This is a genomic window from Pedobacter sp. ASV28, assembly GCF_016428855.1.
In the GTDB taxonomy this organism is placed as follows: Bacteria; Bacteroidota; Bacteroidia; order Sphingobacteriales; family Sphingobacteriaceae; genus Pedobacter.
This window is the reverse complement of the sequence record NZ_JAELTN010000022.1, coordinates 52,129-76,725: the sequence shown is the minus strand read 5'-3', so window position 1 is coordinate 76,725 and position 24,597 is coordinate 52,129. Positions and strand designations below refer to the sequence as shown.

19 protein-coding genes and 1 tRNA gene are annotated in these 24,597 nt (G+C 38.8%); 15 read left to right on the top strand and 5 right to left on the bottom strand.

Annotated features, from left to right (window positions below):
- Positions 1-262 precede the first annotated feature (262 nt).
- Positions 263-407: transfer RNA gene (locus JHD79_RS10315), tRNA-Asp, on the top strand.
- Positions 408-609: 202 nt separating this feature from the next.
- Here the strand turns inward: JHD79_RS10315 and JHD79_RS10310 are convergent.
- Together JHD79_RS10310 and JHD79_RS10305 are read right to left on the bottom strand one after the other, a co-directional pair.
- On the bottom strand, positions 610-1,920 hold the full coding sequence (locus JHD79_RS10310; RefSeq protein ID WP_199119146.1) for an amidohydrolase family protein: 1,311 nt from the start codon (positions 1,918-1,920) through the stop codon (positions 610-612).
- Positions 1,913-4,945, bottom strand: a complete 3,033-nt coding sequence (locus JHD79_RS10305) for an amidohydrolase family protein (RefSeq protein WP_199119145.1) — start codon at positions 4,943-4,945, stop codon at positions 1,913-1,915. Before JHD79_RS10305 ends, JHD79_RS10310 begins: the two co-directional genes overlap by 8 nt.
- Before the next feature lie 161 nt (positions 4,946-5,106).
- Between JHD79_RS10305 and JHD79_RS10300 the strand changes: the two genes are divergently transcribed.
- From JHD79_RS10300 to JHD79_RS10275, 6 genes are all read left to right on the top strand, one after another.
- Positions 5,107-5,556 (top strand): cytochrome B, encoded by a 450-nt coding sequence (locus JHD79_RS10300; RefSeq protein WP_199119144.1) that lies wholly within the window; start codon positions 5,107-5,109, stop codon positions 5,554-5,556.
- 287 nt (positions 5,557-5,843) lie between these two features.
- The gene (locus JHD79_RS10295; RefSeq protein ID WP_199119143.1) at positions 5,844-7,247 is read left to right on the top strand and encodes an anthranilate synthase component I family protein; all 1,404 of its coding nucleotides are present in this window, start codon (positions 5,844-5,846) and stop codon (positions 7,245-7,247) included.
- Positions 7,248-7,277: 30 nt separating this feature from the next.
- Entirely contained in the window at positions 7,278-7,883 is a 606-nt protein-coding gene (locus JHD79_RS10290; RefSeq protein ID WP_199119142.1) for an aminodeoxychorismate/anthranilate synthase component II, read from the top strand.
- An 87-nt stretch (positions 7,884-7,970) separates the two neighbouring features.
- Entirely contained in the window at positions 7,971-8,762 is a 792-nt protein-coding gene (trpC, locus tag JHD79_RS10285) for an indole-3-glycerol phosphate synthase TrpC (protein WP_199119141.1), read from the top strand.
- A gap of 228 nt (positions 8,763-8,990) precedes the next feature.
- Positions 8,991-12,035: a fibronectin type III domain-containing protein gene (locus JHD79_RS10280; RefSeq protein WP_199119140.1), complete on the top strand. Its 3,045-nt coding sequence runs from the start codon at positions 8,991-8,993 to the stop codon at positions 12,033-12,035.
- Positions 12,035-13,366: an FG-GAP repeat protein gene (locus tag JHD79_RS10275; protein WP_199119139.1), complete on the top strand. Its 1,332-nt coding sequence runs from the start codon at positions 12,035-12,037 to the stop codon at positions 13,364-13,366. The genes JHD79_RS10280 and JHD79_RS10275 overlap by 1 nt, the downstream gene beginning before the upstream one ends.
- Before the next feature lie 91 nt (positions 13,367-13,457).
- On the opposite strand, the gene JHD79_RS10270 is transcribed toward JHD79_RS10275, so the two are convergent.
- A complete protein-coding gene (locus JHD79_RS10270; RefSeq protein WP_199119138.1) occupies positions 13,458-14,117 on the bottom strand; it encodes a gluconate 2-dehydrogenase subunit 3 family protein in 660 nt (219 codons plus the stop codon).
- A 2-nt stretch (positions 14,118-14,119) separates the two neighbouring features.
- Positions 14,120-15,853 (bottom strand): GMC oxidoreductase, encoded by a 1,734-nt coding sequence (locus tag JHD79_RS10265; RefSeq protein WP_199119137.1) that lies wholly within the window; start codon positions 15,851-15,853, stop codon positions 14,120-14,122.
- A 202-nt stretch (positions 15,854-16,055) separates the two neighbouring features.
- On the opposite strand from JHD79_RS10265, the gene JHD79_RS10260 reads away from it, so the two are divergent.
- From JHD79_RS10260 to tsf, 6 genes are all read left to right on the top strand, one after another.
- Positions 16,056-16,904: a hypothetical protein gene (locus JHD79_RS10260; protein WP_199119136.1), complete on the top strand. Its 849-nt coding sequence runs from the start codon at positions 16,056-16,058 to the stop codon at positions 16,902-16,904.
- A gap of 78 nt (positions 16,905-16,982) precedes the next feature.
- Positions 16,983-17,624 (top strand): DUF1579 domain-containing protein, encoded by a 642-nt coding sequence (locus JHD79_RS10255; RefSeq protein WP_199119135.1) that lies wholly within the window; start codon positions 16,983-16,985, stop codon positions 17,622-17,624.
- Between the two features lie 338 nt (positions 17,625-17,962).
- Complete coding sequence (gene rplM / locus JHD79_RS10250) at positions 17,963-18,406, top strand: 50S ribosomal protein L13 (protein ID WP_199119134.1); 444 nt, start codon at positions 17,963-17,965, stop codon at positions 18,404-18,406.
- Positions 18,407-18,422: 16 nt separating this feature from the next.
- Positions 18,423-18,809, top strand: a complete 387-nt coding sequence (rpsI, locus tag JHD79_RS10245; protein WP_199119133.1) for a 30S ribosomal protein S9 — start codon at positions 18,423-18,425, stop codon at positions 18,807-18,809.
- 18 nt (positions 18,810-18,827) lie between these two features.
- Positions 18,828-19,655, top strand: a complete 828-nt coding sequence (rpsB, locus tag JHD79_RS10240; protein WP_199119132.1) for a 30S ribosomal protein S2 — start codon at positions 18,828-18,830, stop codon at positions 19,653-19,655.
- A 104-nt stretch (positions 19,656-19,759) separates the two neighbouring features.
- A complete protein-coding gene (gene tsf, locus JHD79_RS10235) occupies positions 19,760-20,605 on the top strand; it encodes a translation elongation factor Ts (protein WP_199119131.1) in 846 nt (281 codons plus the stop codon).
- A gap of 82 nt (positions 20,606-20,687) precedes the next feature.
- On the opposite strand, the gene JHD79_RS10230 is transcribed toward tsf, so the two are convergent.
- A complete protein-coding gene (locus JHD79_RS10230; RefSeq protein ID WP_199119130.1) occupies positions 20,688-21,899 on the bottom strand; it encodes an FN3 domain-containing metallophosphoesterase family protein in 1,212 nt (403 codons plus the stop codon).
- 294 nt (positions 21,900-22,193) lie between these two features.
- On the opposite strand from JHD79_RS10230, the gene JHD79_RS10225 reads away from it, so the two are divergent.
- A complete protein-coding gene (locus JHD79_RS10225) occupies positions 22,194-23,360 on the top strand; it encodes a glycosyltransferase (RefSeq protein WP_199119129.1) in 1,167 nt (388 codons plus the stop codon).
- A 5-nt stretch (positions 23,361-23,365) separates the two neighbouring features.
- On the top strand, positions 23,366-24,478 hold the full coding sequence (nagA, locus tag JHD79_RS10220; protein WP_199119128.1) for an N-acetylglucosamine-6-phosphate deacetylase: 1,113 nt from the start codon (positions 23,366-23,368) through the stop codon (positions 24,476-24,478).
- The last annotated feature ends 119 nt before the right edge of the window (positions 24,479-24,597 follow it).

The following is a 24,597-nucleotide window of genomic DNA, read 5'->3' as shown; positions in this document are numbered from 1 at the left end:
CCCCCCCCCCCCCCCCCCCCCCCCCCCCCCCCCCCCCCCCCCCCCCCCCCCCCTTTTTTCAAGCATAAGACGGCATACGAGATGGTAACGCAGGTCTCGTGGGCTCGGAGATGTGTATAAGAGACACGAATTTGGGAAATCCGGCAACGGTACAACCACTCTATGAAGGTTCGACTCCTTCCCCTACAGCTAGTTTTACAGCAAGTGCTTTAAAGTTATCAGTTTATTTGGTAATTAGAAATGATAAGCTGAAAACTTATAATGTTGGGTGGTGAAATTGGCAGACACACCTCCTTGTCTCGGTGGTGGGGATCATGGGACAAACGCAGTTTATGGGTTGACCACAAATTAATTTTTGAACTGTAGCTAACTACCCCTTGAAGGTTCGACTCCTTCCCCAACAGCCATTTTTATAAATAATAAGTTAGTTAAGGAAGCGGTTCAGGATTGGATCGCTTTTTTTGTTAAAAATTCATCCCGAACATCATTAGCACATATGCTAAGCGTAAACAATAATGGTGGTAATTGCCACTCAAGATCAACATCAATAAAAAAAACCTCCTGTCAAACATGGTTTAAAACAAGAGGTTTTTTTTAATATCGGGCATTCTATTTTAGCCCATATTTGTCGCTAAATTTTTTATCTAGCTGCTTATGCAAATTATCCAAGTTGATATCTCTACCCTGAATAAAAGCTTTTTCAACCTTATTGCTTTTCATATCCAAAGCATCCCCTGTAGAAACAAACAAGGTGGCATCTTTGCCCACTTCTAAGCTTCCCGCGGTTTTATCTATACCCAGTATTTTGGCCGTATTAAGTGTAATGGTTTGCAATGCTTTCTCCTTATCTAAGCCCCAAGCAGCTACCGTACCTGCCATAAAAGGCAAGTTGCGTTGCTGCCAAAAATCATCAATGCTCACCGCAACGGTAACTCCTGCATTGGCTAAAATGGCAGCATTTTTATACGGCATATTTACATCATCATCAATGTTATTGGGTAAGGCATGTGGCTGCTTCACAATTACAGCAACATTATGCTGTTTCAGGAAATCGGTAATTAGATAGGCTTCACTACCTCCAATAATTATCGGCGTTATACCAAACTTTTTGGCAAAATTAACCGCTGATACAATATCTTTTTGGGTATTTGCCGTAATGTACAATCTTTGGTTACCATTAAATAGCTTGGCCATTGCCGCAAAGCGAGTATTTGTTTCGGCAGGTTTTGGGCCTTCATTGTATGCTTTGGCTTCAGCAAAAAAGCTATTCAATTCTAAAATAGCACTCTGAGTACGCTCGGTCATAGATTCGGCTGAAAAGCCAGGTCTTCCACCACCAAAACCTCCCCTAAGCCTAGGGGTAGCCGGCCAATTTACATGCATACCATCATCTGTTTTAATGGCCGCGTCTTCCCAGTTCCAAGCGTCTAATTGTACAATAGAAGAACTGCCAGAAATGGCTCCCCCACTTGGCCTGATTTGGGCCATTAACACTCCATTACTACGTAGGGTTGCCGGAACTTTAGAATCGGTATTGTAGGCTACAATTGACCTGATATGTGGGTTGAGGTTACCTATTTCCTGAAAATCTAAAGTTGCCTTAATGGATTCATACTCCACTAGTCCCAAAGTATTTACAGGCGCAATAAAACCAGGATAAACATGTTTACCATTCACATTGATCAATTCGGCATCATTGGTGGCAAACTTTACCGTTGTAGCATCTCCAACACCAGTGATTTTACCCTTTTCGAACACCACATAGCCATTATTAATTACCTGTCCATTACCCGTATGAACAACACCACCCAATAAAATTACTTTTTTAGCCTGCACCTTAGCTGGCGAAATGTTAGCTTGGGCAAAAGCTAGCGTACTGGCTGCAAATGCCAGAAATACTGTCAATAGATGCTTATTCATGATGATGTCCTCCTTCTGTTTCTATCGCTTCAAAACCAGCAGAGAAATCACTGGCTGTTTCGCAGTTATACAATGGAGCAGGCGTAGCCATTGGACGCTGGGTTCTTCCACCCTTATTTTTGCTGTCCAACATTTTTTGGATGAGCCTAGCTCGTTCGGCCTGCTGCTGTTTTAGTTTTTGAGCATCTTTTTCGATATCCCAATACAATATACCATCTACAAAAGTTTTTTCTGCTTTTGCATAGATAGAAAGTGGGTGATCTGACCAAACGACTACATCTGCATCTTTCCCTACCTTTAAACTGCCCACTCTATCATCGATATGGAGCATTTTAGCAGGATTTAACGTCACAAACTTGAAAGCTTCCTCTTCTGGTACATTACCATAAAGCACTGCTTTTCCAGCCTCTTGGTTTAAACGACGAGCCATCTCTGCATCATCAGAATTGAATGCTGTGGTAATGCCTACATTGTGCATAATTTTACCATTGTAAGGAATAGCTTCTGCCACTTCAAATTTATAGGCCCACCAATCTGAAAAGGTAGAACCTGCAATACCATGAGCTTTCATTTTATCGGCTACTTTATATCCTTCCAAAATATGGGTAAAGGTATTGATCTTAAAGCCCAAACTATCTGCCACATGGATCAACATGTTGATTTCAGACTGCACATAAGAATGGCAGGTAATAAAACGTTTGTTGTTTAAAATTTCCACCAAAGCATCCAATTCCAAATCCCTACGTACATTATTTCCTTTTACTTTTAGGGCTGTTTCATAATCTTTGGCACGGGTAAAAGCATCTACAAAGGTTTGTTCTACGCCCATACGGGTTACAGGGAAACGTTGTCCAGTGCCAAAGTTACTTTGCTTCACATTTTCTCCCAATGCAAATTTGATGAATGGGTCTGCACCTGCAAATTTTAATTCTTCTGGCAGCTTACCCCAACGTAATTTAATCAATTGCGATTGTCCTCCAATTGGATTTGCCGAACCATGTAAGATTTGGGAAGTGGTAACCCCTCCTGCCAGTTGGCGATAGATATTTACATCTTCAGAGTTAATGATATCGCCAATACGAACTTCTGAAGAAACCGACTGGGCTCCCTCATTAATACCTCCTGTACCTGCAATGTGCGAGTGCTCATCAATAATACCTGGAGTAACGTGCTTACCAGTAGCATCAATTACCTTTGCTGCACCAGCAGGCAGGTTTTTACCTACAGCCTTAATCTTGCCGTTTTCTAAAAGCACATCGGTATTTTGCAACACCCCTTCCTTTTCATTGGTCCAAACTGTCGCATTTTTAAGCAGCACACTTTCTGTTTTGGGCTGCATTTCATTGCCAAAAGATTGGAACGGATAGATTAATGGGCCATTGGCAGCAAGCGCTGTTTTTTGTTCTTCTCTTTTAGGGGCTTCCTTTCCAGCTTCTTTAAAAGTAGCTGTCCACTTACCTTCAGATCCATCGCTCAATGCAGATTCGCCTTTTAACGAGATAGGGGATTCTGAAGAGATATAACCCGTTAAACGAACATCACCTTTAGGGTTTTTCTTTAAATTGAAGCTTAAGGTTACCCAATCGCCATTACGAGAAAAGGTAGCAGTTGTCTTAATGCTATCTACCCCAGCCCTTTCAATAGATGCGGCAGAAGGCCCTGTAATTTTTAACGTTAATGCCCCAATGCCATCTACGTTCATATTATAAACGCCTTTCAAGTCGCTAACATCCATTTTATTAACGATATAGCGTTTACCTTGCACCCAATTCTCATGGATGATATTATTGCTCTTGAATAAATTATCAGAAGTGATCAAGAAATTGGCCAATTTGCCCTTTTCCAGAGACCCTACCTTATCACTAATTCCTAACAGTTTAGCGGGCGTTTCGGTGATGGCAAGCAGAGCCTGCTTCTCGGTAAGCCCATTCTCTATCGCCGTGCGGATATTTGCCCAAAAATCACGTGTATTATCTAATCCAAACGCGGTGAGCGCAAAGTTAATACCTGCTTTTTCCAACGCTGCCGGATTAGATGCCGCCATTTCCCAAGCTTTCATCTGTGCCAAGGTTACATTTCTAGCCTCCGCTGGATCTTCCACATCATAAGCTTTAGGATAGTTTATCGGAATAATCAAACTTGCTCCAGTAGCTTTTACCGCATCTATACGTTGGTATTCATCGCCATTAGATTTGATAATGTACTGCTTGCCAAACTCCTTGCCAATTTTATCGGCACGCAATATATTCTGCCATCCGTCGGCTTCGAAAATTTGAGGTAGGTTCTGTTGCTTATTAAATTCATCTAACGATATGTTATACTCTTCTTTTTGGTTTTTATACCAAGCAGCATCCAAATAAGTTTGACGCAACAAGGCAATAGATCCCATCAAGGAAGTCGGATAGTCGTTAGCAGAAGTTCCCTTATTAAATGAGTAATTGGCAGCAGTTTGATCTCTTAAAATTACTTTATGCTCAAACTCGTCGTTCAAGGTTACCGCAGCAGAAGTGCCACGGGCAATACCATCTCGATTGATCACATTTACACTACCAAAACCTGCTTTTCTCAAATCATCTGCCTTTTTACTGTCAATGGCAAAGATTGCCTTCACTTCAGTTTCTGGCCTAATGGCTTCATTCCAATTATAAGCTCCTTTTTTAGTGGAAGTAAAGATAGAACGCCGTGTGCCCCCGAAGCCTGCTTGCGCAGCACCCCGTTGTGCCTCAGGCAATCCATAGCTCGTAAATGCATCAACAAGTGATGGATAAATGTATTTACCTTTCAAGTCAATTACCACATATCCTTTAGGGATAGCGGTACCAGCTCCAATAGCTTGGATGAGCTGGTTTTTGATCAGCAATGTACCATTACTGATGGTTTGGCTAGCATTTACCACGATAGTAGCATTAGTTAAGGCATATTGCCCCGATCGCACATCAAAAGAACCATTTACAGGAAATGTTTGCTGTGCAAATGCCAATACAGTAGAAAAAACCAACGCAAGCGCTAGTAGAATTTTCTTCATATTAGTTAATTTGTTAATTAAGGCTTAAATCTATTTATAAATCTAGCGCTTTTAAGCATATATCATATTTTTTACTTAAAACGATTATAAATTACATTGTAACTTTGCGTTTAATGCGATCGCGTAATTAAATTCTTATTTTTGAAAATAAAAAAAAGCACATGAACTTATACGGAATATTTAAAAGCGCCCACTCCGGATGGCGCTATCTGGTCTTAATTTTGTTGGTAATTGCCGTCATACAAGCTTTGGCAGGATGGTTTGGAAAAAAAAGTTATACCGAGGGCAATAGAAAATTGAATGTATTCACTTTAATCAGTGCGCACATCCAATTGGTATTTGGTTTGGTTCTTTATTTTTTAAGCCCACTTACCAAAGGACCTACAGGAGAGGCACTATATCGTTATTGGAAAATGGAACATATCGCTCTGATGATAGTAGCCATTATCTTAATTACCATAGGCAATTCAAAGTCTAAAAAGATTACTGATGGTGTAGCAAAACATAAGGCAATTGCCATTTTCTTTGGCATAGCGCTTATTCTTATCATAGGCTCTATTTTTATGATGGTTAAAAATGATCCGTCGAGAACATTCTTTGGTATTTCTTAAATCCGTCCTGCCCTACTGAACGAATTGAAGAATCTGCATGGCCAATTTCTCTTGGTGTAGGCATGACAAAAGCGGAAAAATTTTTCAAAATATTTTGATTATTTAACATTTTGTATAAATTTGCTTTACGATGATTAACAAAATAAACACTTGGCACTGGCGTGGTAATTCGAAAAAGAGTTTCGTCAATGTCTTGTGCACCTTATAGTTTATCAACTTAAACCTAAACTTAAACCACATTTAAACCCGACGGAACCACACGTCGGGTTTTTTATTTTAATACGATAATGCATACATACCACATACATACCTATAATAAAAAGCGATTAGCTGACACGACTACTCCTGTTAGCATCTACCTACGTTTACGCGATGTCTTTCCCAACACCATTTTACTGGAGAGTTCCGACTACCACAGCCGTGAAAATGCTACAAGCTATGTTTGTGCCGAACCTGTGGCTGGCCTAGTGCTGAACAATGGCCAACTCGCTTCTTATTTCCCAGATGGAGCAAAGGAAATCAAAACGGACTTTGTTTTAACTGATGAAATCTCAACCTTTAAAAGCAGGTTTGAACAAGAAGCTAGTGTAGCGACCAAACACATTTCCAGTGGACTGTTTGGCTATTTCACCTGGAATACCGTACAACACTTCGAGGATATCAAATTCAAATCGCCAACATCTGAAGAAGACCGAATCCCCGAAATGCAATATCATGTGTACCGATATATTATTGCCATAGACCACTTTAAAAATGAGATCACACTGTTCAAAAACACTTTCAATGATGATGACAATAACGACCTCAGCAAAATAGAGTACATTATCCAGAACAAGAATTTCCCTGAATATGGTTTTAGTGTTAATGGCAAAGAAAATTCAAATCTGAGCGACGAAGGTTTTATGCAAATGGTAGAGCAGATGAAAAAGCACATCTTCCGTGGTGACGTCTTTCAAATTGTTCCTTCCAGAGCCTTTACCCAAGGCTTTTTAGGTGATGAGTTTAATGTTTACCGTTGTCTGCGTTCTATTAACCCTTCCCCTTATTTGTTTTATTTTGATTATGGTAGCTTCAAGCTTTTCGGCTCCTCGCCCGAAGCACAGATTACGATTAAGAACAATGCAGCCAACATCTTTCCCATTGCAGGCACTTTTAAAAGAACAGGAAATGATACCGAAGATGCTGCTTTGGCACAAAAACTGGAACAAGACCCCAAGGAAAGTGCAGAGCATGTTATGCTGGTTGACCTTGCCCGAAACGACCTCAGTAGGCACTGCCGGCAAGTGGAAGTAAAATCTTTCAAAGAAGTACAATATTATTCTCACCTTATCCATTTGGTATCTAAGGTGAGTGGAAATTTGCAGCAGCAAGGCAGCTCGTTTAAGGTAGTAGCCGACACCTATCCTGCCGGAACGTTGAGTGGTGCACCAAAATATAGGGCCATGCAATTAATAGATGAATATGAAAACCTGGGCAGGAATTTCTATGCAGGCGCCATTGGATATATGGGCTTTAACGATGATTTTAACCATGCCATTATGATCAGAACTTTTATGAGCAAAAACAACAAACTCTACTATAGGGCCGGAGCTGGCATTGTAGCCGATTCTATTGCTGAAAGTGAATTGAACGAAGTGAACAACAAAATAGCAGCTTTACGCAAAGCGATAGAAATGGCAGTGGAGTTATAAGTTTTAAGTTAAAAGTGATACGTATATAAAATGAGCGATAAAAATAGTTTTCCTTCAGGAAATAAAGAGGTGGTTTTAGTGATTGACAATTATGATAGTTTCACCTATAACCTGGTGCACTTAATTAATGAATTAGGCTATGATACGGAGGTTTGGAGAAACGATAAATTTGAGCTGGCTGATGTGGCCCAATATGATAAGATCTTGTTATCTCCTGGACCGGGCATACCCGAAGAAGCAGGTCTATTACTTGATGTGATTAAGACCTATGCGGTTACAAAAAGTATTATGGGTGTTTGTTTAGGCCAGCAGGCTATAGCCGAAGCTTTTGGAGGTAGCCTCTTGAACCTTGGCCGTCCCATGCATGGCATTGCAACACCAGTAACCAAAACCATCGATGATGAGCTTTTATTTAAGGACATTGCGCCTCAATTTGAAGTAGGCCGTTACCATAGCTGGGTAGTTGATCCCGCTCAATTACCCGATTGCCTAACCATCACTTCAATGGATAGCGAAGGTCAAATCATGTCGATAAGACATAAAACATTAGATGTATGCGGTGTGCAATTCCATCCGGAAAGTGTGCTCACACCCGACGGAAAACAAATGATGAAAAACTGGCTTTTGTCCAGTTGAAAATAAAAAGTTAAAATTAGAGAAGCATAGATCCATAAATATAATTGTAATTGCAAGGCACGAAGCAATGACGACCGAAATAAAAACATGAGCCAAAATATTTTAGACAAAATCGTTCTACGCAAAAAAGAAGAAGTAGCACTTGCCAAACAACAGGTAAGTATAAAAGACCTGGAAAACGACCCAGTTTTTGAAAGAGAAGCCTATCGTTTTAAGGATTTTTTATTGGCGCAAGATAGAACGGGAATTATTGCAGAATTTAAGAAGCAATCGCCCTCTAAAGGCATAATTAATGGAAATGCTGAGGTAAGAGAGATTACCCAAGCCTATAATCAAGCAGGTGCTTCCGCGCTATCCATACTTACCGATACAGATTTTTTTGGCGGCAAAAAGAACGACCTGATACAAGCCCGGAGTGTAAATGAAATTCCAATTCTAAGAAAAGATTTCATGATCGACGAATATCAGATCCTAGAGGCGAAGTCTTGGGGAGCTGATATTATTTTATTGATTGCCTCTATATTAAGCCCCCAACAAATCGCACATTTTGGCAAGTTGGCCCAAAGCTTAGGCTTAAGCGTATTGCTGGAAGTACACGATTTAGAAGAACTGGAAAGAAGCATTTGTCCTCATTTAGATGCCATTGGTGTAAACAATAGAAATTTGGGGGATTTTACGGTAAATATTCAAACCTCGTTTAATTTGGCAGACCAAATACCCCATGATTTTTTAAAGATTTCTGAAAGTGCCATTAGCCATCCACAGACGATCAAAGAATTGAAGCAGGTTGGTTTCAATGGCTTCTTAATTGGGGAGAACTTCATGAAAACTGAAAACCCGGGACGGGCAATGAAAGAATTTGTAATGGAGCTTAGCTAAAGCCCCATTACCATAACCCATTTTATCATGACGGAACCTTATTTTTAGCTATAAAAGAGACTTTAATAGCTAAAAAATACAGTTTCTACATATTTTATACCGTTAAAAACAATAAATCCATTACTTAAGAAGTAAAAATTAACATAATCATAATACGAAGGGTAAAGCAAAAGAAACACAGCAAGTTTTATTTTGACTTCCATAAACCCACACCAATTCAACAAGGTTATGATTAAAAAATTTACTTTTACATTAGTAATCGCTATTACTTTTTTTCTGTGCTCCTCTAGCTATGCACAAGAATTATTCCCATACCTCCAAGCCCCAGAACCTACTTCCATTTGGATTACCTGGAAAACCTCATCGGGCAACGAAACCGTGGTGGAATACGGAACTTCAGAACTCAATCTTAGTGAAACTCTGATAGGTACAACAAAGGTTATTAACGACAATGGCTACAACAATAGCTACTTTTACCACAGTGTACAGTTAGCCAATTTAAATCCGAACACTAAATATTACTACAGGATTAAAACAGGCGGCTTAAGCTCAAAAATTCAATCTTTCCGTACTATTCCGGCAAAAGGTGCTGCCCTAGATGATGGCCACCTACGCTTCATCATTGTTGGAGATAACCAATTAAAGGATAAACCTCGATGGGATTCATTACTTGTTGCCGCAAAAAGAAAAAGTATTGAAAAATTTGGCGAAAACTTTAACGACTACATAAATATGGTAGTAAACGTTGGCGATCAAGTTGACGTAGGTACTTTAGACCATTATGAAAATGTACATTTAAACAAAGCGAAGTATCTTTCCCCCGCTTTAGCATTTAACACACTGGTTGGAAACCACGAAACCTATGGTACATTAGGTCTTAGCGCTTATCGTGATCATTTTTTCTATGACCAATATAAATACCAGGGAATTTCTTCTGGCACGGAAGATTATTATGCTTTTCAAGTAGGTAGAGTGTTATTTATAATGCTTTGTACAGAGAACATTAGTTCCATAGGCACCGCACAGCTAGCATGGGCAAAAAGTGTAATTGATGCTGCAAAAACAGATAATACCGTAGATTTTATCATTACCGAATGCCATCGCCCGATACAGGCAGAACAATATGTTGGCGATATTTCTACATGGGTAAGAGACAATATAGTACCAAAGCTAACTGAAACCCCCAAAGCAGCTTTGATCATTGGTGCCCACCATCACTTATATGCCAGGGGACAACATAGAGACAAACCTTTATACAACATCATTTCTGGAGGCTCTGCCTGGGATCAATATTGGGGAATGTCTGTAGAACAAGATTTTGACGATGTACAAAAAACAATACCTAATTGGGCATACCAGATTATCGATGTAAATACAGTTACCAAAGAAATGTTCGTCGAAACCTACTCTATTGGCAGTATATATAAAACAAAAAATAACGAGCTTATCGATACTTTTCATCGCAAGTTAAACCAAGCTGCCCCCAGCAAGCCATCGTTTATTAATTGGCCAACAGCAGATGTTACCCTGCCATTAACCTTAATGAGCAATACCTATTCCAGCCCAATAAACGAACCTTTTAACAGTACCCAGATACAAGTTTCAAAACTTAGCGATTTCAGTAAATTAGAAGTTGATAAGCTAAGAGACTATGAAAATCTTTTCGGAGTATCTACAGCTCCAGACGAAACGAAAGACATTCACGCCGGTGTAGATATATTTAAATATACCATTATAGAAAACAGTTTGCCCAATGGCACATACTACGCCCGTATAAGGCATCGGGATAGAAATATAGAATGGTCTGAGTGGTCTAATGTTGCCACCTTCAATGTGATAAATAGCGTTACGGTAGCAAAGCCCACTTTAAGCCTCGATAAAAAAGTATTTGCCACCACTGAAACTATAAAGGTAACATTCACTTCGGCGCCCAACGATCCGAAAGACTGGATTGGAATGTATAAAAAGGGCCAAACGCCAGGGGTAGGGGGAGTAACATCTACCAAATGGTCTTATACAAGTGGTTCCTCTGGCAGTGTTACTCTTGGTTCCGGAGCAGCCGCAGGTGAATATTATGTTGTTCTATTATCAAAAGATGGTTACAACGAAATAGCTGATAGGATACAGTTATACATTGGGCCAAAACCTAGCATATCTACAAACAAACAAGAATACAATGTTGGTGATGCTGTTAATATTACCTATGCAAATGGCCCTGGAAACGCAAAAGATTGGATAGGTATTTATAAAGTAGGCAATAATGGCCCCGACCAAACTTCTACGGCCTATAAATATGTTACAGGTACAGGCGGTACACTAACCTATACAGGCTTGCCAAAAGGATATTATTATGCTTCATACTATTTAAATGATGCTTATTTTGAACCAACAGATCGCATTTATTTCCAAGTAGGCACAGCCATTACCTCCGTATCGGCCGATGCCTCTACCTATGAATTAAAGGCTCCAATAGAAGTTACTTTTGCAGATGGCCCTGGAATTCCAAAAGATTACATTGGAATTTTTGCAAAAAATGCGGATCCTAATAACGGAGAGCTTATTGGATATGTTTATTTTGAAGGTAAGACAAAGGGTAAGGTCACCTTCCCCGAGAACCAATTGCCAACCGAACCTGGCGATTACTTTTTGGCCATGTTTACCAACGACTCTTATACTGAAGTTTCTAATCGATTCTATTTTACGGTAAATGCAGCAACCTTACCGGTAAGCCTATTAAATTTTAGTGCAAAATCACACTTAAACAGCAACATTTTAAATTGGTCTACAACTTCTGAGTATAATAATGATCGTTTTGAAATTGAACATAGCGATGGCCAAGACTTTAAGAAAATAGGAGAAGTAAAGGCGACAGAAGGGAACAGCAATACACGTAGAGATTATAATTTTGAGCACAAAAATATAAGCGGAAAAATTAATTATTACCGGCTTAAACAAGTGGATAGAGATGACAAGTATAAATACAGCAAAGTAGTGGCTGTACGTTCGGGCTTAGTCCAGAAGGCCATTACGGTATACCCAAATCCTGTTAAGGATATAGCGGTGGTTAAGCTGCCTGAAATTAGCAATGGCACCGTAGTAAACTTGCAAGTTATAGATGCAAAAGGTCAAAAAGTCATAAATAAGCAAAAAACAATTAATAACAACACACTAACTTTAGAAGCAAAGAATCTACCGTCAGGGATCTATGTTTTAAACCTTACGATTAAAGGAATAACGGAAGAAACTTTAACGGCCAAACTTATTAAGCAATAATGAGAAAGCACCTTTATCTGATTTTAACCATGACCCTACTCTTCAAACAGTGGGGTCATTGCCAAAACTTTCAGCCTTTTTTAACCCTAAGTGCTCCAGAAAGGTTATTATACGACAGGTTCGCCCTTAATTGTGAAATTTCAGAGAATCTAGTGGTGGTTGGCGCACCAGAAGGTGATTTGATGTCCAATAACGCTGCCCAGATTTTCGATGCAGGCTATATTTGCATATATGAGCGATTATCCCGCGGCGACTGGAAAAATCCCGTAAAAATATATGCCCCAAGTCCACAGGAGGTGGGGCATTTTGGTCAGGGCATAGCACTGCACAATAAAAAAATTTTAGTTGGAGAGCCTTTATATAATGCCAGCGATTCTACAAGTTATAAGCAAGCCGGTAGAGCTTGGTTGTATTATAAAGATCAATTTGATCATTGGCGTACTGCAAAGGCTTTAACACCTAAAGAACAAATGACTAATGCATGGTTTGGGTACGCAGTAGCTTTAACCGATTCGAATGCCTTCATTAGTGCTCCAATGATGAAGATTAACGGTACAAAACTTATTGAAGGTGCCGGTGGAGTTTATGTTTTTAAGCTCAATGATGAAAACCAAGAAGAAGTACAGCTTTTAACCAGCCCCATGGCTACGGTAGGAGAGCAATTTGGCAATGCTTTAGCTGCCAATAATCAAACGCTAATTGTTGCTGCCCATCGTTCTGATTTAAACGGAGCTAAGACTTACAATAGCACTGGCGCTGTTTATATTTACGAATCTACCGTGGGCGGCAAGTGGATTTTTAAACAGGAGCTCAGGATACCAATGCCAGTTGGATATGAAAATTTTGGGAATGCAATTTCCTTATCTAAGGACTATATAGTGGTAGGCGCTTGCCAAGATTCATTTGACGATAAAAACCTCAACCGTATAAAAAATGCGGGAGCTGCCTATGTTTACCGCAAAAGTAAGATTTCCAAAAAGTGGGAATTAGAACAGAAAATTGTATCTCCCTCTAGGACAGAAGGAGAATTATTTGGATTTTCTGTAAGTATAAATGGTGATAAATTGGCGGTTGCAAGCCCCTTAAAGGCAACGTCAAAAAGTGAAAAAGACAAAAATGATAGCGGTTCGGTGTTCTTATACCATAAAAATAAAATGGGAAAATGGGAATTGATCCAAACTATTTTACCCGCAACCCACAGTGTAAACTTTGGCAGTTCTGTAAAATTAAGTGAAAAATGGTTAGGAATTGGGGCTTATAGAGCCGAACTTGATGAAAATGGCCAAAATCCGAAAATTGATGCAGGCTTAGCTTACCTTATGGAATATTAGATCAAGTCATTTTTTACTTGAAACAATATACTTCAATCAGCATTGTGCCTTCTCAGCAAAAGTACAATGCTGATTTGTATAAGTTATTTATTTAACTATCAAACTTTACGCACTCCTTCAATTCCTTTTCAGTATAAGCAACTTTATATTGTTTCAACACTTCTTCTGGCACTCCATTCCATTGATTAGGGGCATTTCCAGCATAACCAATATCGGCTACACCCATTTCCGAAGTATAAAACCCTGATGCCACCAAATTGCGCATACGATTAAAAAATGCCACTCCCTGGCTCATTTCCGGCTTTGCCTTATTAGGGTAGGCGATCATATCTATCAGTTCTATTTGCTGCTTATCATTACATTCCCTAAATGGTTTTTCAAAGCGATTTAAGCACTGTATATCTAACCAGCGCAAACCTCCACGCATGGGTACTTGATGCGAAGGCATATCCTTCACAATAAACTCGATAAAATCGGGCACCTTAGCTTCAGAAGCACTACCGCTTACTTCATCCTTTGGAATAATGATATCTGCCAAAATGGTAATGGTAAGCATCTCCGCTTCGCTAAAGAACTTTTCTTGTGCCAGCAACTCCTTTTCCCTCACCAATTCTTCCTTCGCCCTATCATAGGTAAATTCCGGGTCTGCAGTTTTTACTTCCTTTTTATCTTCGGGCTTACATCCTGCTACCAATGCAGTTCCAGAAAGCGCACCTACGCCTAATAGCTTTAACGTTTCTCTTCTGTTCATCTCTACAAATTTTGTTTTTTCATTTCAGCAATAATGTATTCGCTGGCCCTCATTGAAAGTGCTAAAATGGTCCAGGTAATATTTTTATCTGCTTGTGAAGTAAAAGCGGCTCCATCTACCACAAAAAGATTTTTGCAGTCGTGGGCTTGATTATATTTATTTAATGCCGAGGTTTTTGGACTGCTACCCATACGGGCAGTACCTGCTTCGTGAATAATTTTCCCTGGCGATTCGAGTCCATAATTATTTTCTTTATTATAATCTCCACCCCAGGTTACCACTGCGCCCATGTTGTGCATCATTTCGTCGAAAGTTTCTTTCATGTGCTTGGCCTGTAAAATTTCGTGTTCGCTCCATTTCACATTAAATTTTAATACTGGAATACCAAACTTATCTACCACATTAGGATCAATTTCACACCTGTTGTCATATAACGGAATGGCTTCTCCCCGACCTGCCATGCCCACGCTGGCGCCATAGAAATAGCGATAGTCTTCCTTAAGCGACTTTCCATAGCCACCTGCCTCTTTCTGTACACCGCGAACCGCAAATTTTCCATTCAGCCCTTCAATCCCTCCTCCAAAGCCATACGCCGGTTGACTCATGCCACCCCAATATTCAATATGGTAGCCCCGAGGGAAATCCAGTTTTCTATTATCCAACCACCAAGGTGAATAGATGTGCATACCTCCTACACCGTCTTCATTGTATCGTTTTCTATCAAAAAGCTGGGGAAGTACACCACCCATTGCCGCTCCCGTAGAATCATGCAGGTAGCGCCCTACCACACCACTGCTATTGGCCAAGCCATTGGGGTGACGCTTAGATTTAGAATTCAGCAACAACCTGGATGTCTCACAGGCACTGGCCGCCAAAATTACCGTACGCCCCATCACCTGATACTCCATCATATCGTCTTTATTGATATAAGAAACTCCAGTAGCCAAGCCTTCCTCATTGGTCAATACCTCTCTTGCCATGGCATTGGCCACTATATCTATATTTCCTGTTGCCAATGCGGGGTAAATTAGCACGTTTGTGGATGAAAAATCGGCTTTGGCCATACTACAGTTCCTATTACACTGACCACAGTAGAAGCAAACACCCCTATCGTCATTTATTTTTTGGGTGAGGATAGATAATCTGGAAGGAATAACTTTAACGCCCGAAACACCAGCGGCTTTCTTAATAAAAAGTTCATGCAAACGGGGTTTTGGGGGGGGAAGAAAGAAACCATCGGGATGATCTTCCAAGCCTTCATTGGTGCCAAAAATACCAATCAACTTATCTACCCTATCGTAAAATGGTTTAATGTCATCGTAGCTGATCGGCCAATCTTCGCCCAGGCCATCAATACTTTTCCTTTTAAAATCTTTTGGGCCGAAACGTAAAGAAATACGACCCCAATGATTGGTTCGGCCACCCAGCATACGGGCACGCCACCAGTCCCACTCGGTGCCTGGCGCTTTGGTATAAGGTTCCCCTTCTACATCCCAGCCATAATAACAGGCATCAAAATCACCAAAAGGCCTAAATTTTGTGCTCGCCCCTCTCCTTGGAGATTCCCATGGATTTTTCAGTTGCGTTATATTTTTCTGTGGATTATACATGGCTCCGGCCTCCAACAGGCATACTTTCAATCCTGCATTTGCCAAAGTATATGCTGCCATACCTCCACCAGCACCCGACCCCACAATCACCACATCATATTTCTTGGTCTGTTTTTTTATCTGCATTGGCTTATTTTGGTTTTTAGAAATTCAAGTTAAGGTTTTTTTCATGATTTGTCAACAAGGACTTAATGTATAAAAGTTATAGAGATGAGCATCCTACTTATCTAGAATAAGCTCAAGAAAATCCCATTTAGAAAAAAAGCATAGGCTTAGCCCTGATGATAACCAATGTTTTTTATATTTATATTATTGTATATGAAAAAAATTGACACTCGCATTTCTTCTTGCTTTTTTCTTGATTTCTTGTGGAAAAGAAGATAATGCCCCTAAGGAAGAAGAAATAATTACCACACCATTAAACATTAGCAGAACCATCTTTGCGCTAAACAGCATACTACAAAAAAAACAGGCTGCGTTTCATGTGGCTTTACGCTATTGGAAAGAAGAAAGTCTAGCTGGTCAAGATCAAGTTACATTATCAGTTAATGGCATAAATGCCAAACTTATCAAACAAACACCGCATGAACAGCTCAGCGGCAGCAATGCTTTATTTGAGATCCCTCCTATCAATGCAATTGGAGATATAAAAACAATTTTTACCATTAAAACCAGCAATAAGGTTTATAGAACTGAAAGAATATTGAGGTTCGTTGACAACTTTAATATTGCAACAGTTTGGGAAAAACTAGATAAGCCATACATCAAACAGCATACATTTTTTACGTTAATACAACAAGATGGTTCTTTTCAAGTAGCAGGTGTTGGCGAAATAACACCAGAGCCCTCCAATTTTGGAATTGGAATTTATGGCAATCTCCATACTACAGCAAACACCATTATTAACCCAGCATTCATTCCTGGCCTGAATGGTAATTATATTGCCAGGTATGATACCAATAACCTGCTAAAAGAGATTGAAGTTTTGATTGGAGACGAAAATGTTGATCAATTTTTTGATAAAAATGCCGCATTGGCAGAAATATCCAGCGTTTATGGTACCCCAGTTATTAATCGTGGCAAAAAAATCTATAGCGCTGGCATATTCGATATTGAAGTTACTGACGACACGCCTAAACCCAGTGCTATTATTAAAAAAGTGAGAACTGCCCAATAATAAAACTACAAACAAAGCTTTGCATATCTTGTTAACTACTAGACAATCAACCAAATATTAATCTAATTTAAAATTAGCATGAAAAATCTAATATTAGCTGTAGGAATGGTGATGTTATTTGCTATAGCCTGCAACAGCGAGAAAAAGGAAAGTACGAGCGATAACAAAATGGTTAACACCTCTATGGCGGATACGGCTTCTAAACCCATTGACTCTGCCGAAATGATGAAAGCTTGGGAAGCTTACATGAAACCTGGAAATGAACACCAATGGCTCGCTAAATCGGCTGGAAACTGGGAAGCAGAAATTTCCTTCCTCGCACCAGATGGCTCAGTAATGTCTACCAATCCTGGTATTAAAGCCGAAACCAAGATGGTATTAGGCGGTCGCTATCAACAATCTACCTATAAAGGCATCATGGATAAAATGCCCTTTGAAGGGATGAACACCATGGCTTACGACAATGCCAGAAAAGTCTACATCAGCACCTGGATGGACAATATGGGCACGGGCTTGATGTATGCCGAGGGCAATTTTGATAAAGGCAATAATAAGGTAATGACCTTTAAAGGAAACACAACTGATCCTGCATCCGGAAAACAAATACAGTTTAGAGAAGTCTTTACCATTGTTGATGACAATAACCAATTGATGGAAATGTACGACACTAAAGAGGGTAAGGAGACAAAAACGATGTCTATTAAGTTGGTGAGAAAATAAGGTTACTACATACAACAATTAAAGCCTATCGTCCATTTCGATAGGCTTTTTTTATGGCAACGATTCGACATTAAACCCGATTGCAGTGGAAATACTTTTGCTTGAGATTGCTTCGTTCCTCGCAATGACGAACATGACAAAAGATTGTAAGGAAAAGCGGGACTTTCGGGACAAAAAGGTTGCCGCACTCGCTTTTCAAAAAAACATCTCTCAACACATCACTCGTAACCCTCAACTTTTTTCTTTCAACTATTTGGTATTTAAAGTATTCTCCGTATCTTTGCAGTCCCTAAAAAACTGGGGATAATAATATTTTTTAACAAATTAAATAAAAGCAAGTGAATACGTTAAGTTACAAAACTGTCTCTGCGAATGCTAAAACCGTTAACAAACAATGGGTTGTAGTTGATGCTGAAGGAGAGATTTTGGGGCGCTTGTCTTCTAAGATCGCTATGATTATTAGAGGTAAAAACAAGCCCGAGTACACCCCACACGTAGACTGCGGAGATAACGTAATTGTTATTAATGCAGACAAGGTTAAGTTAACTGGAAACAAGTTAACTGAAAAAGAATATGTTCGTTACACTGGTTACCCAGGTGGTCAACGTTTCATTTCTCCTAAAGAGTTATTGGCAAAACACCCAGAGCGCATTGTAGAGAAAGCTGTTCGTGGTATGTTACCTAAAACTAAATTGGGCAAGAAATTGTACACCAATTTATTTGTTTATGCAGGTGCTGAGCATCCACATGCTGCGCAATCGCCTAAAACCATTACACTTTAATTAAAAGAGAAAAGAAATGTCAACAACAAACACTTCAGGTAGAAGAAAAACTGCAGTTGCACGTATCTATTTAAAAGATGGCAACGGCACTATTACCGTAAATGGTAAAGATCATAAAGAATACTTTCCAACCTTGCCTTTGCAATATATCGTAAACCAATCTTTCGAAGTTGCGGAACTTATTGGTAAATATGATGTGACTGTAAATGTTGCAGGTGGTGGTGTTAAAGGACAAGCGGAAGCTGTTCGTTTAGCAATTGCTAAAGCTATTGTTGAGTTAGATGCTGATAAGAAATCTGCATTGCGTGCTAAAGGGTTAGTAACCCGCGATATGCGTATGGTTGAGCGTAAGAAACCAGGACGTAAGAAAGCTCGTAAGAAATTCCAATTCAGTAAACGTTAATCTTAAGGAGACAAAACAATGGCAAGAACTACATATCAAGACTTATTGGATGCAGGTGTTCACTTTGGTCACCTTACCCGCAAATGGAACCCAAAAATGGCCCCATATATTTTTATGGAACGCAATGGTATCCACATTATAGATTTAAACAAAACTTTAACTAAAACTGAGGAAGCTGCCTCTGCGATTAAACAAATCGTAAAATCTGGTCGTAAGATCTTATTTGTAGCGACCAAGAAACAAGCTAAAGAAATTGTTGCTGAACAAGCAAAAAAGGTAAACATGCCTTTCGTAACCGAGCGTTGGTTAGGTGGTATGTTGACCAACTTCGCTACAGTACGCAAGTCCATCAAAAAGATGTCGAACATCGATAAAATGACTAAAGACGGTACTTATGCTATCCTTTCTAAAAAAGAGCGTTTAATGATCCAACGTGAACGTATCAAATTAGAAAACTTATTGGGTGGTATTGCCGATCTTAATCGTTTACCAGCTGCTATCTTTTTAATCGACGTGAAGAAAGAGCACATCGCAGTTGCAGAGGCTTTGAAATTAAACATTCCTACTTTTGCAATGGTTGATACCAACTCTGATCCTTCAAACATCGACTTCCCAATTCCAGCGAATGATGATGCAACCAAATCAATTTCATTGATTACGGACATCATTGTTAAAGCTATCGAAGAAGGTTTAGATGAGCGTAAACGCGAAAAAGATGAAGAAGCAGAAAAAGAGGCTGTAGCTGTTAAAGCTGCTGCAGATGCTCCTGAGGCTCCAGCTAAAAAAGCTGTTAAAAAAGAAACTGCTGAAGCTGAAGCTTCAACAGAAGATAATACAGAAGCTTAATAAAAATTATAGTTATGAGTTGTGAGTTACGCGTTATGGGATTAGTCCTGCAACCGATAACTTACAACTCTTAACATTTAAAAAAACTTATAAAATTTTTAAAGATGTCTACAGTACAAATTTCTGCGGCAGACGTAAACAAATTACGTCAACAAACAGGTGCCGGCATGATGGATTGCAAAAAAGCTTTAACTGAAGCAAACGGTGATTTCGAAGCTGCAGTTGATTTATTGCGCAAAAAAGGTCAAAAAGTATCTGCCGCTCGTTCTGGTAATGCTACTTCTGAAGGTCTAGTATCAATCAATGTTTCAGCAGATGGCACAAATGGTAAATTAGTTGCTTTGGCTTGTGAAACTGAGCCAGTTTCTAAAGTTGAAGATTTCCGTAATCTAGCTCAGGCTGTTTTAGCTGCAGCAGTAGCAAACAATCCTGCTTCTGCTGAAGAATTATCAGCTATTTCTTTGGAAGATGGACGTACAGTTGCCGAAACTATAACTGAATTAACTGGTAAAATCGGTGAGAAAATCGTTATTCAAGAGTACGCAAATATAACTGGCGAGAAAATCGTTTCTTATATCCACTCTAATGGTAAAATGGGTGTTTTAGTGGTATTTGAGGGTGCTAATGGTGTAGATATTACAGAAGCTGGTAAAGATGTAGCCATGCAAATTGCAGCCATGAACCCAGTTGCTGTTGATAAAGAAGGTGTTGATCCGGCTACTATCGAGCGTGAAATTGAAATTGCTAAAGATGTTATCCGTCAAGAAGGTAAACCAGAAGAAATGGTTGAAAAGATCGCTGCTGGTAAATTGAACAAATTCTACAAAGACAGTACTTTATTAAACCAAGAGTTTGTTAAAGATAGTTCGATAGATGTTCGTAAATTCTTAGACAATACTGTTAAAGGATTAACAGTTACTGCTTTCAAACGCGTACAATTGGGTGCTTAATAAATAACCTATAAAAAATTATAAAGGGCTTCAATATAATATTGAAGCCCTTTATTTTTTGCTCATCTCGGCCAGGAAAACACTATTTTCTAATGGAATATGATCCTACTTCGGTCCCATCGTCTTTTATCATTTTTACGAGCAATTCTCGTCCATTCACCACAACTTTGGTTAACGTTCTTGTACCGTCTCTAGGACCTCCTCCAATAAACAAGAGATAATTATTCAAACCCTTTTCAGGCAGATGTACCTTATATTGATGTGTATGTCCGCTAAGTACCAGATCTACCTTTCCTTTATTAAGTAAAGGTTCGAAAACTTCGGTGCAGTGTTTAGGCCCATGGGCATCGCCTGAATAACGTGGCGGAATATGCATCATCACTATTTTAAACGTCGCTTTTTTAAAGGCTTTGCTCTCTATTTCTTGTTGTAATAGCGAGGCTTGTTGTATCCTATAGTCATCAAAATCTACAATATCCGCATACACCGGGTGGGTATCTTCCTTATCTTCTCCCGTATCCAATATTATAAATCTTACAGGGCCAAGTGTAAAAGCGGTATAGCCCACATTTTGGAAATACTGAGGAAACTCTCTAGCAAACTTACCTCTAGTTTCATGATTTCCCCTTACATATATAAACGGGGTTGTTTTGGCAAAAGTGTCTATACACGGTTTCAGCATGTGATCAATAATTTGCTGTTCATCTGTCTGATAATCGAATATATCTCCATTGAAGAATACAAAATCATTATTCATTTCCTTATCTAATGCCAATAACTGTGGGATAGACTGTGGCCTGTCATGTATATCATTCATCATCATAAACCTTACCTCATCCTTTTTAACATCGGCATTGATAAAATGATTTACTTCTGTTCTGATCGTATCACCATAAGTAAGCTTGTAGGGCTGAAAGTTTAAAATTTCTTTTACCACAATCTTATAATAATAAGTTCTACCTGGTTTCAAGTTTTTCAGCTCTACCAAATTTAGTTTACTATTTGCAGGTCTTAAGCCAAATTCACTTTTTCCGTAGGCCTTAAAGCTGAGGCTATCGGGTGTTTCCCCATATTCCACCCATCCTGCCGCTGGCTTATTGGTAAGCCATAGGATAGCCATGGAATTATCGAAATTAGTTTGCAAATAAGGCCCGGCTGCAATATCAAATGAATTTTGACTTTCTACAACCTGTGCCACAGCTAATTGGGGCGCCAATAATGCAGTGCCTCCTAGAGTCAAGGTAGTTTTAAGAAAACCTCTCCTAGGGAGTGCTCCTTGTTCTGTTGTTTTCATAATATAGATGTTAGGTATGTCCCAAATATAGAATACAAAGCTTAAATTTGTTCAATTTCACTTAAAATTTACGTTATGAACTTCCTGTCCAATTTTAAGTGATTGCTAATAATAGAGACTAAATAAAAACTATTATAAAACTGCTTCTTATCAAATAAGTGGCTGTTAAGTGTGTTCTTAAAAATTAACTATAGCTATTTCAAACAGAGCCATTCAGGAATTCTGTCTTTAAAATCGAATGTAAGAGGTCTTCAAATTGGAAATTTTCTTTATTATTTTTTCCTACCTTTAATTATGAAAATCATTGGAGTAGGCTATAGCAATTATGCAGTGAACAGAAACATAACTTATGCTCAAAACACAAATCATTTCTTAAACACTTACGATATAGGGTTATTGATTTCTTACTTTAACAAGTATATACCAATTTCTGATCAAGCAGGAGACCTCAAAAACATTTTCTATCCAAAATATTCTTTCCCTAGGAAACCGCAGCTTTATCACCTATTTAATGGCATAATTTCTGGTTCAAATACACCTTGGCTAACGACTTTTGAAACCATTGTACCTAGACATTCATTATTATTAAATGAGCATAAGGAAAATGCTCCTAATTACACGAAATTTTTAGGCAATAACCATTTGGTAAAATTCTTAAAGCCCCTTTCTTCTAAAAATTGTCTGGGACTAATTGCAATGTCAGAATGTGCAAGACGTATTCAGTATGATTTTTGCTCTCAAATAAAAGCTGAAGGCTTTGATTATGGCAAATTAATTACCCTACTTCCTCCACAAGCATTATTAAATATAAATGGCAATAAAAATATAGAAAAAAAAAGTGCCCTACATTTTACTTTCATAGGAAAAGATTTTTTCAGGAAAGGAGGATATGAGATACTCATTGCTTTTAATGAACTTAAATGCGAAACTAACCTTCCAATAAAGCTAACAATAGTAGCTGATATAAGACAAGAATGGTATGTCAATAGCAGTGAAGCTAAAATTGTCAAAAGCAATGAAATTATCAATAAAAACTCTAGTTGGATTAAACATTTCCATCATCTACCAAATGCTAATGTGTTATCTTTACTAAAAACCACAGATGTAGGATTATTACCCACATGGTCAGATAGTTTTGGCTATTCTATACTAGAAATGCAAGCTTCGGGAGTACCTGTAATAACAACCGATATAAGGGCTATTCCTGAAATCAACAATGATAATTGTGGATGGATCATTAAGCTGGAGAAAAATATTTATGGAGAGCTTTTAAACTATAAAACTGATCAAATGAACATTTCAAATAACATAAAAACCCAGTTAAAATCTATCATATCAAATATCATAGCAGACAAATCCATAATAAGGCAAAAAGCCCAAGGGGCTGTTGCAAGAATAGCAGAATATCATAATCCTATTCTTCATGCAAAACAATTAGGGGAAATTTACAAAAATGCATAGTATAAATGCAATTTTTTAGCAACTACAACTATTTTGATGGTAACCATATAAAGCGGAACCAATCAATAACAATCAAAAATGGAAAAATTATTTCTATAAATACCGTTGATACAAATGAACATAATGATACTTTTATAGTACCAGGGTTTATAGATCTTCAGATCTATGGCGCAGCGGGCAAGCTATTTTCAGCGCAGCCTAGTTTGGAAAATATCATCCATATTGAAGATGAATTATTAAATCAAGGTACTACGGGTTTCCTTATTTGTTTGGCCACCAATACTCCCGAAGTTTTCAACCAATGTATAGATGTGGTTAAAACACATCGAAAATATAGTAGAAACTGTTTAGGCCTACATTTAGAAGGGCCCTTTATCAACCCCAAGAAGCGAGGTGCACATGTTTCTAAATATATCAGAAAAGCCTCATTGGATGAAATAAAGAAATTGGTCGACTTCGCCGACGGCACGGTTAAGATGATCACCTTAGCACCAGAGCTTCAAGATGATGAAATAATTGAGTACTTATTAGACCATGGCATTGTCATTTCATTGGGACATAGTGATGCCACTTTTGATGAAGCCACAAGGGCATACAACAATGGCATACAAACCACTACCCATCTATTTAATGCCATGTCGCCCATACTGCACCGGCAACCTGGCATACCAACTGCGGTATTTAATCACAATAAAGCGATGGCCAGTATTATTGCAGATGGTCACCATGTAGATTTTGAAGTAGTTAAGTTAGCACAAAAGCTCATGAACGATCGACTCTTTTTAATCACTGATGCTGTAACTGAATGCCATGAAGGCCCTTATCGGCACCATCTTATAAATGGTAAGTTCGTCATGCCAGACGGCACATTATCAGGATCTGCATTAACCATGCTACAGGCCATTAAGAATTGTGTAGACTATTGTGAAATCGATCTACCTACCGCAATAAATATGGCGACCTACTACCCAGCAAAATTAATCCAAAAAGAGTCTTCCATTGGTTCCATAGCATTAGGTGCTCAGGCCAATTTAGTTATACTGGATAAAAAATTAGCCTTAGAAAAGGTATTTTTCAGGGGAGAAGAAATTAAAAGAGATAAAGCATCAGCAATTTAAAAAAACTTAATAATTTTGCCCTTTATGAAATCTATCATGAACTTCATACCATTATGCCTATTCAAAAAAACCATGATACCTGTCTGCAGTAGGCAAGGCTTATCTCCGATAAACCAGCT

What these genes read in the sequence shown, in the direction of transcription:
- JHD79_RS10275 (WP_199119139.1), top strand. Translation starts at nt 12,035, where the DNA reads ATGAGAAAGCACCTTTATCTGATTTTAACCATGACCCTACTCTTCAAA.
- JHD79_RS10255 (WP_199119135.1), top strand. Translation starts at nt 16,983, where the DNA reads ATGAAAAATCTAATATTAGCTGTAGGAATGGTGATGTTATTTGCTATA.
- JHD79_RS10290 (WP_199119142.1), top strand. Translation starts at nt 7,278, where the DNA reads ATGAGCGATAAAAATAGTTTTCCTTCAGGAAATAAAGAGGTGGTTTTA.
- nagA (WP_199119128.1), top strand. Translation starts at nt 23,366, where the DNA reads ATGCAATTTTTTAGCAACTACAACTATTTTGATGGTAACCATATAAAG.
- JHD79_RS10270 (WP_199119138.1), bottom strand. Translation starts at nt 14,117, where the DNA reads ATGAACAGAAGAGAAACGTTAAAGCTATTAGGCGTAGGTGCGCTTTCT.
- tsf (WP_199119131.1), top strand. Translation starts at nt 19,760, where the DNA reads ATGTCTACAGTACAAATTTCTGCGGCAGACGTAAACAAATTACGTCAA.
- JHD79_RS10225 (WP_199119129.1), top strand. Translation starts at nt 22,194, where the DNA reads ATGAAAATCATTGGAGTAGGCTATAGCAATTATGCAGTGAACAGAAAC.
- JHD79_RS10280 (WP_199119140.1), top strand. Translation starts at nt 8,991, where the DNA reads ATGATTAAAAAATTTACTTTTACATTAGTAATCGCTATTACTTTTTTT.
- rpsI (WP_199119133.1), top strand. Translation starts at nt 18,423, where the DNA reads ATGTCAACAACAAACACTTCAGGTAGAAGAAAAACTGCAGTTGCACGT.
- JHD79_RS10295 (WP_199119143.1), top strand. Translation starts at nt 5,844, where the DNA reads ATGCATACATACCACATACATACCTATAATAAAAAGCGATTAGCTGAC.
- trpC (WP_199119141.1), top strand. Translation starts at nt 7,971, where the DNA reads ATGAGCCAAAATATTTTAGACAAAATCGTTCTACGCAAAAAAGAAGAA.
- JHD79_RS10305 (WP_199119145.1), bottom strand. Translation starts at nt 4,945, where the DNA reads ATGAAGAAAATTCTACTAGCGCTTGCGTTGGTTTTTTCTACTGTATTG.
- JHD79_RS10310 (WP_199119146.1), bottom strand. Translation starts at nt 1,920, where the DNA reads ATGAATAAGCATCTATTGACAGTATTTCTGGCATTTGCAGCCAGTACG.
- JHD79_RS10230 (WP_199119130.1), bottom strand. Translation starts at nt 21,899, where the DNA reads ATGAAAACAACAGAACAAGGAGCACTCCCTAGGAGAGGTTTTCTTAAA.
- JHD79_RS10265 (WP_199119137.1), bottom strand. Translation starts at nt 15,853, where the DNA reads ATGCAGATAAAAAAACAGACCAAGAAATATGATGTGGTGATTGTGGGG.
- JHD79_RS10300 (WP_199119144.1), top strand. Translation starts at nt 5,107, where the DNA reads ATGAACTTATACGGAATATTTAAAAGCGCCCACTCCGGATGGCGCTAT.
- rpsB (WP_199119132.1), top strand. Translation starts at nt 18,828, where the DNA reads ATGGCAAGAACTACATATCAAGACTTATTGGATGCAGGTGTTCACTTT.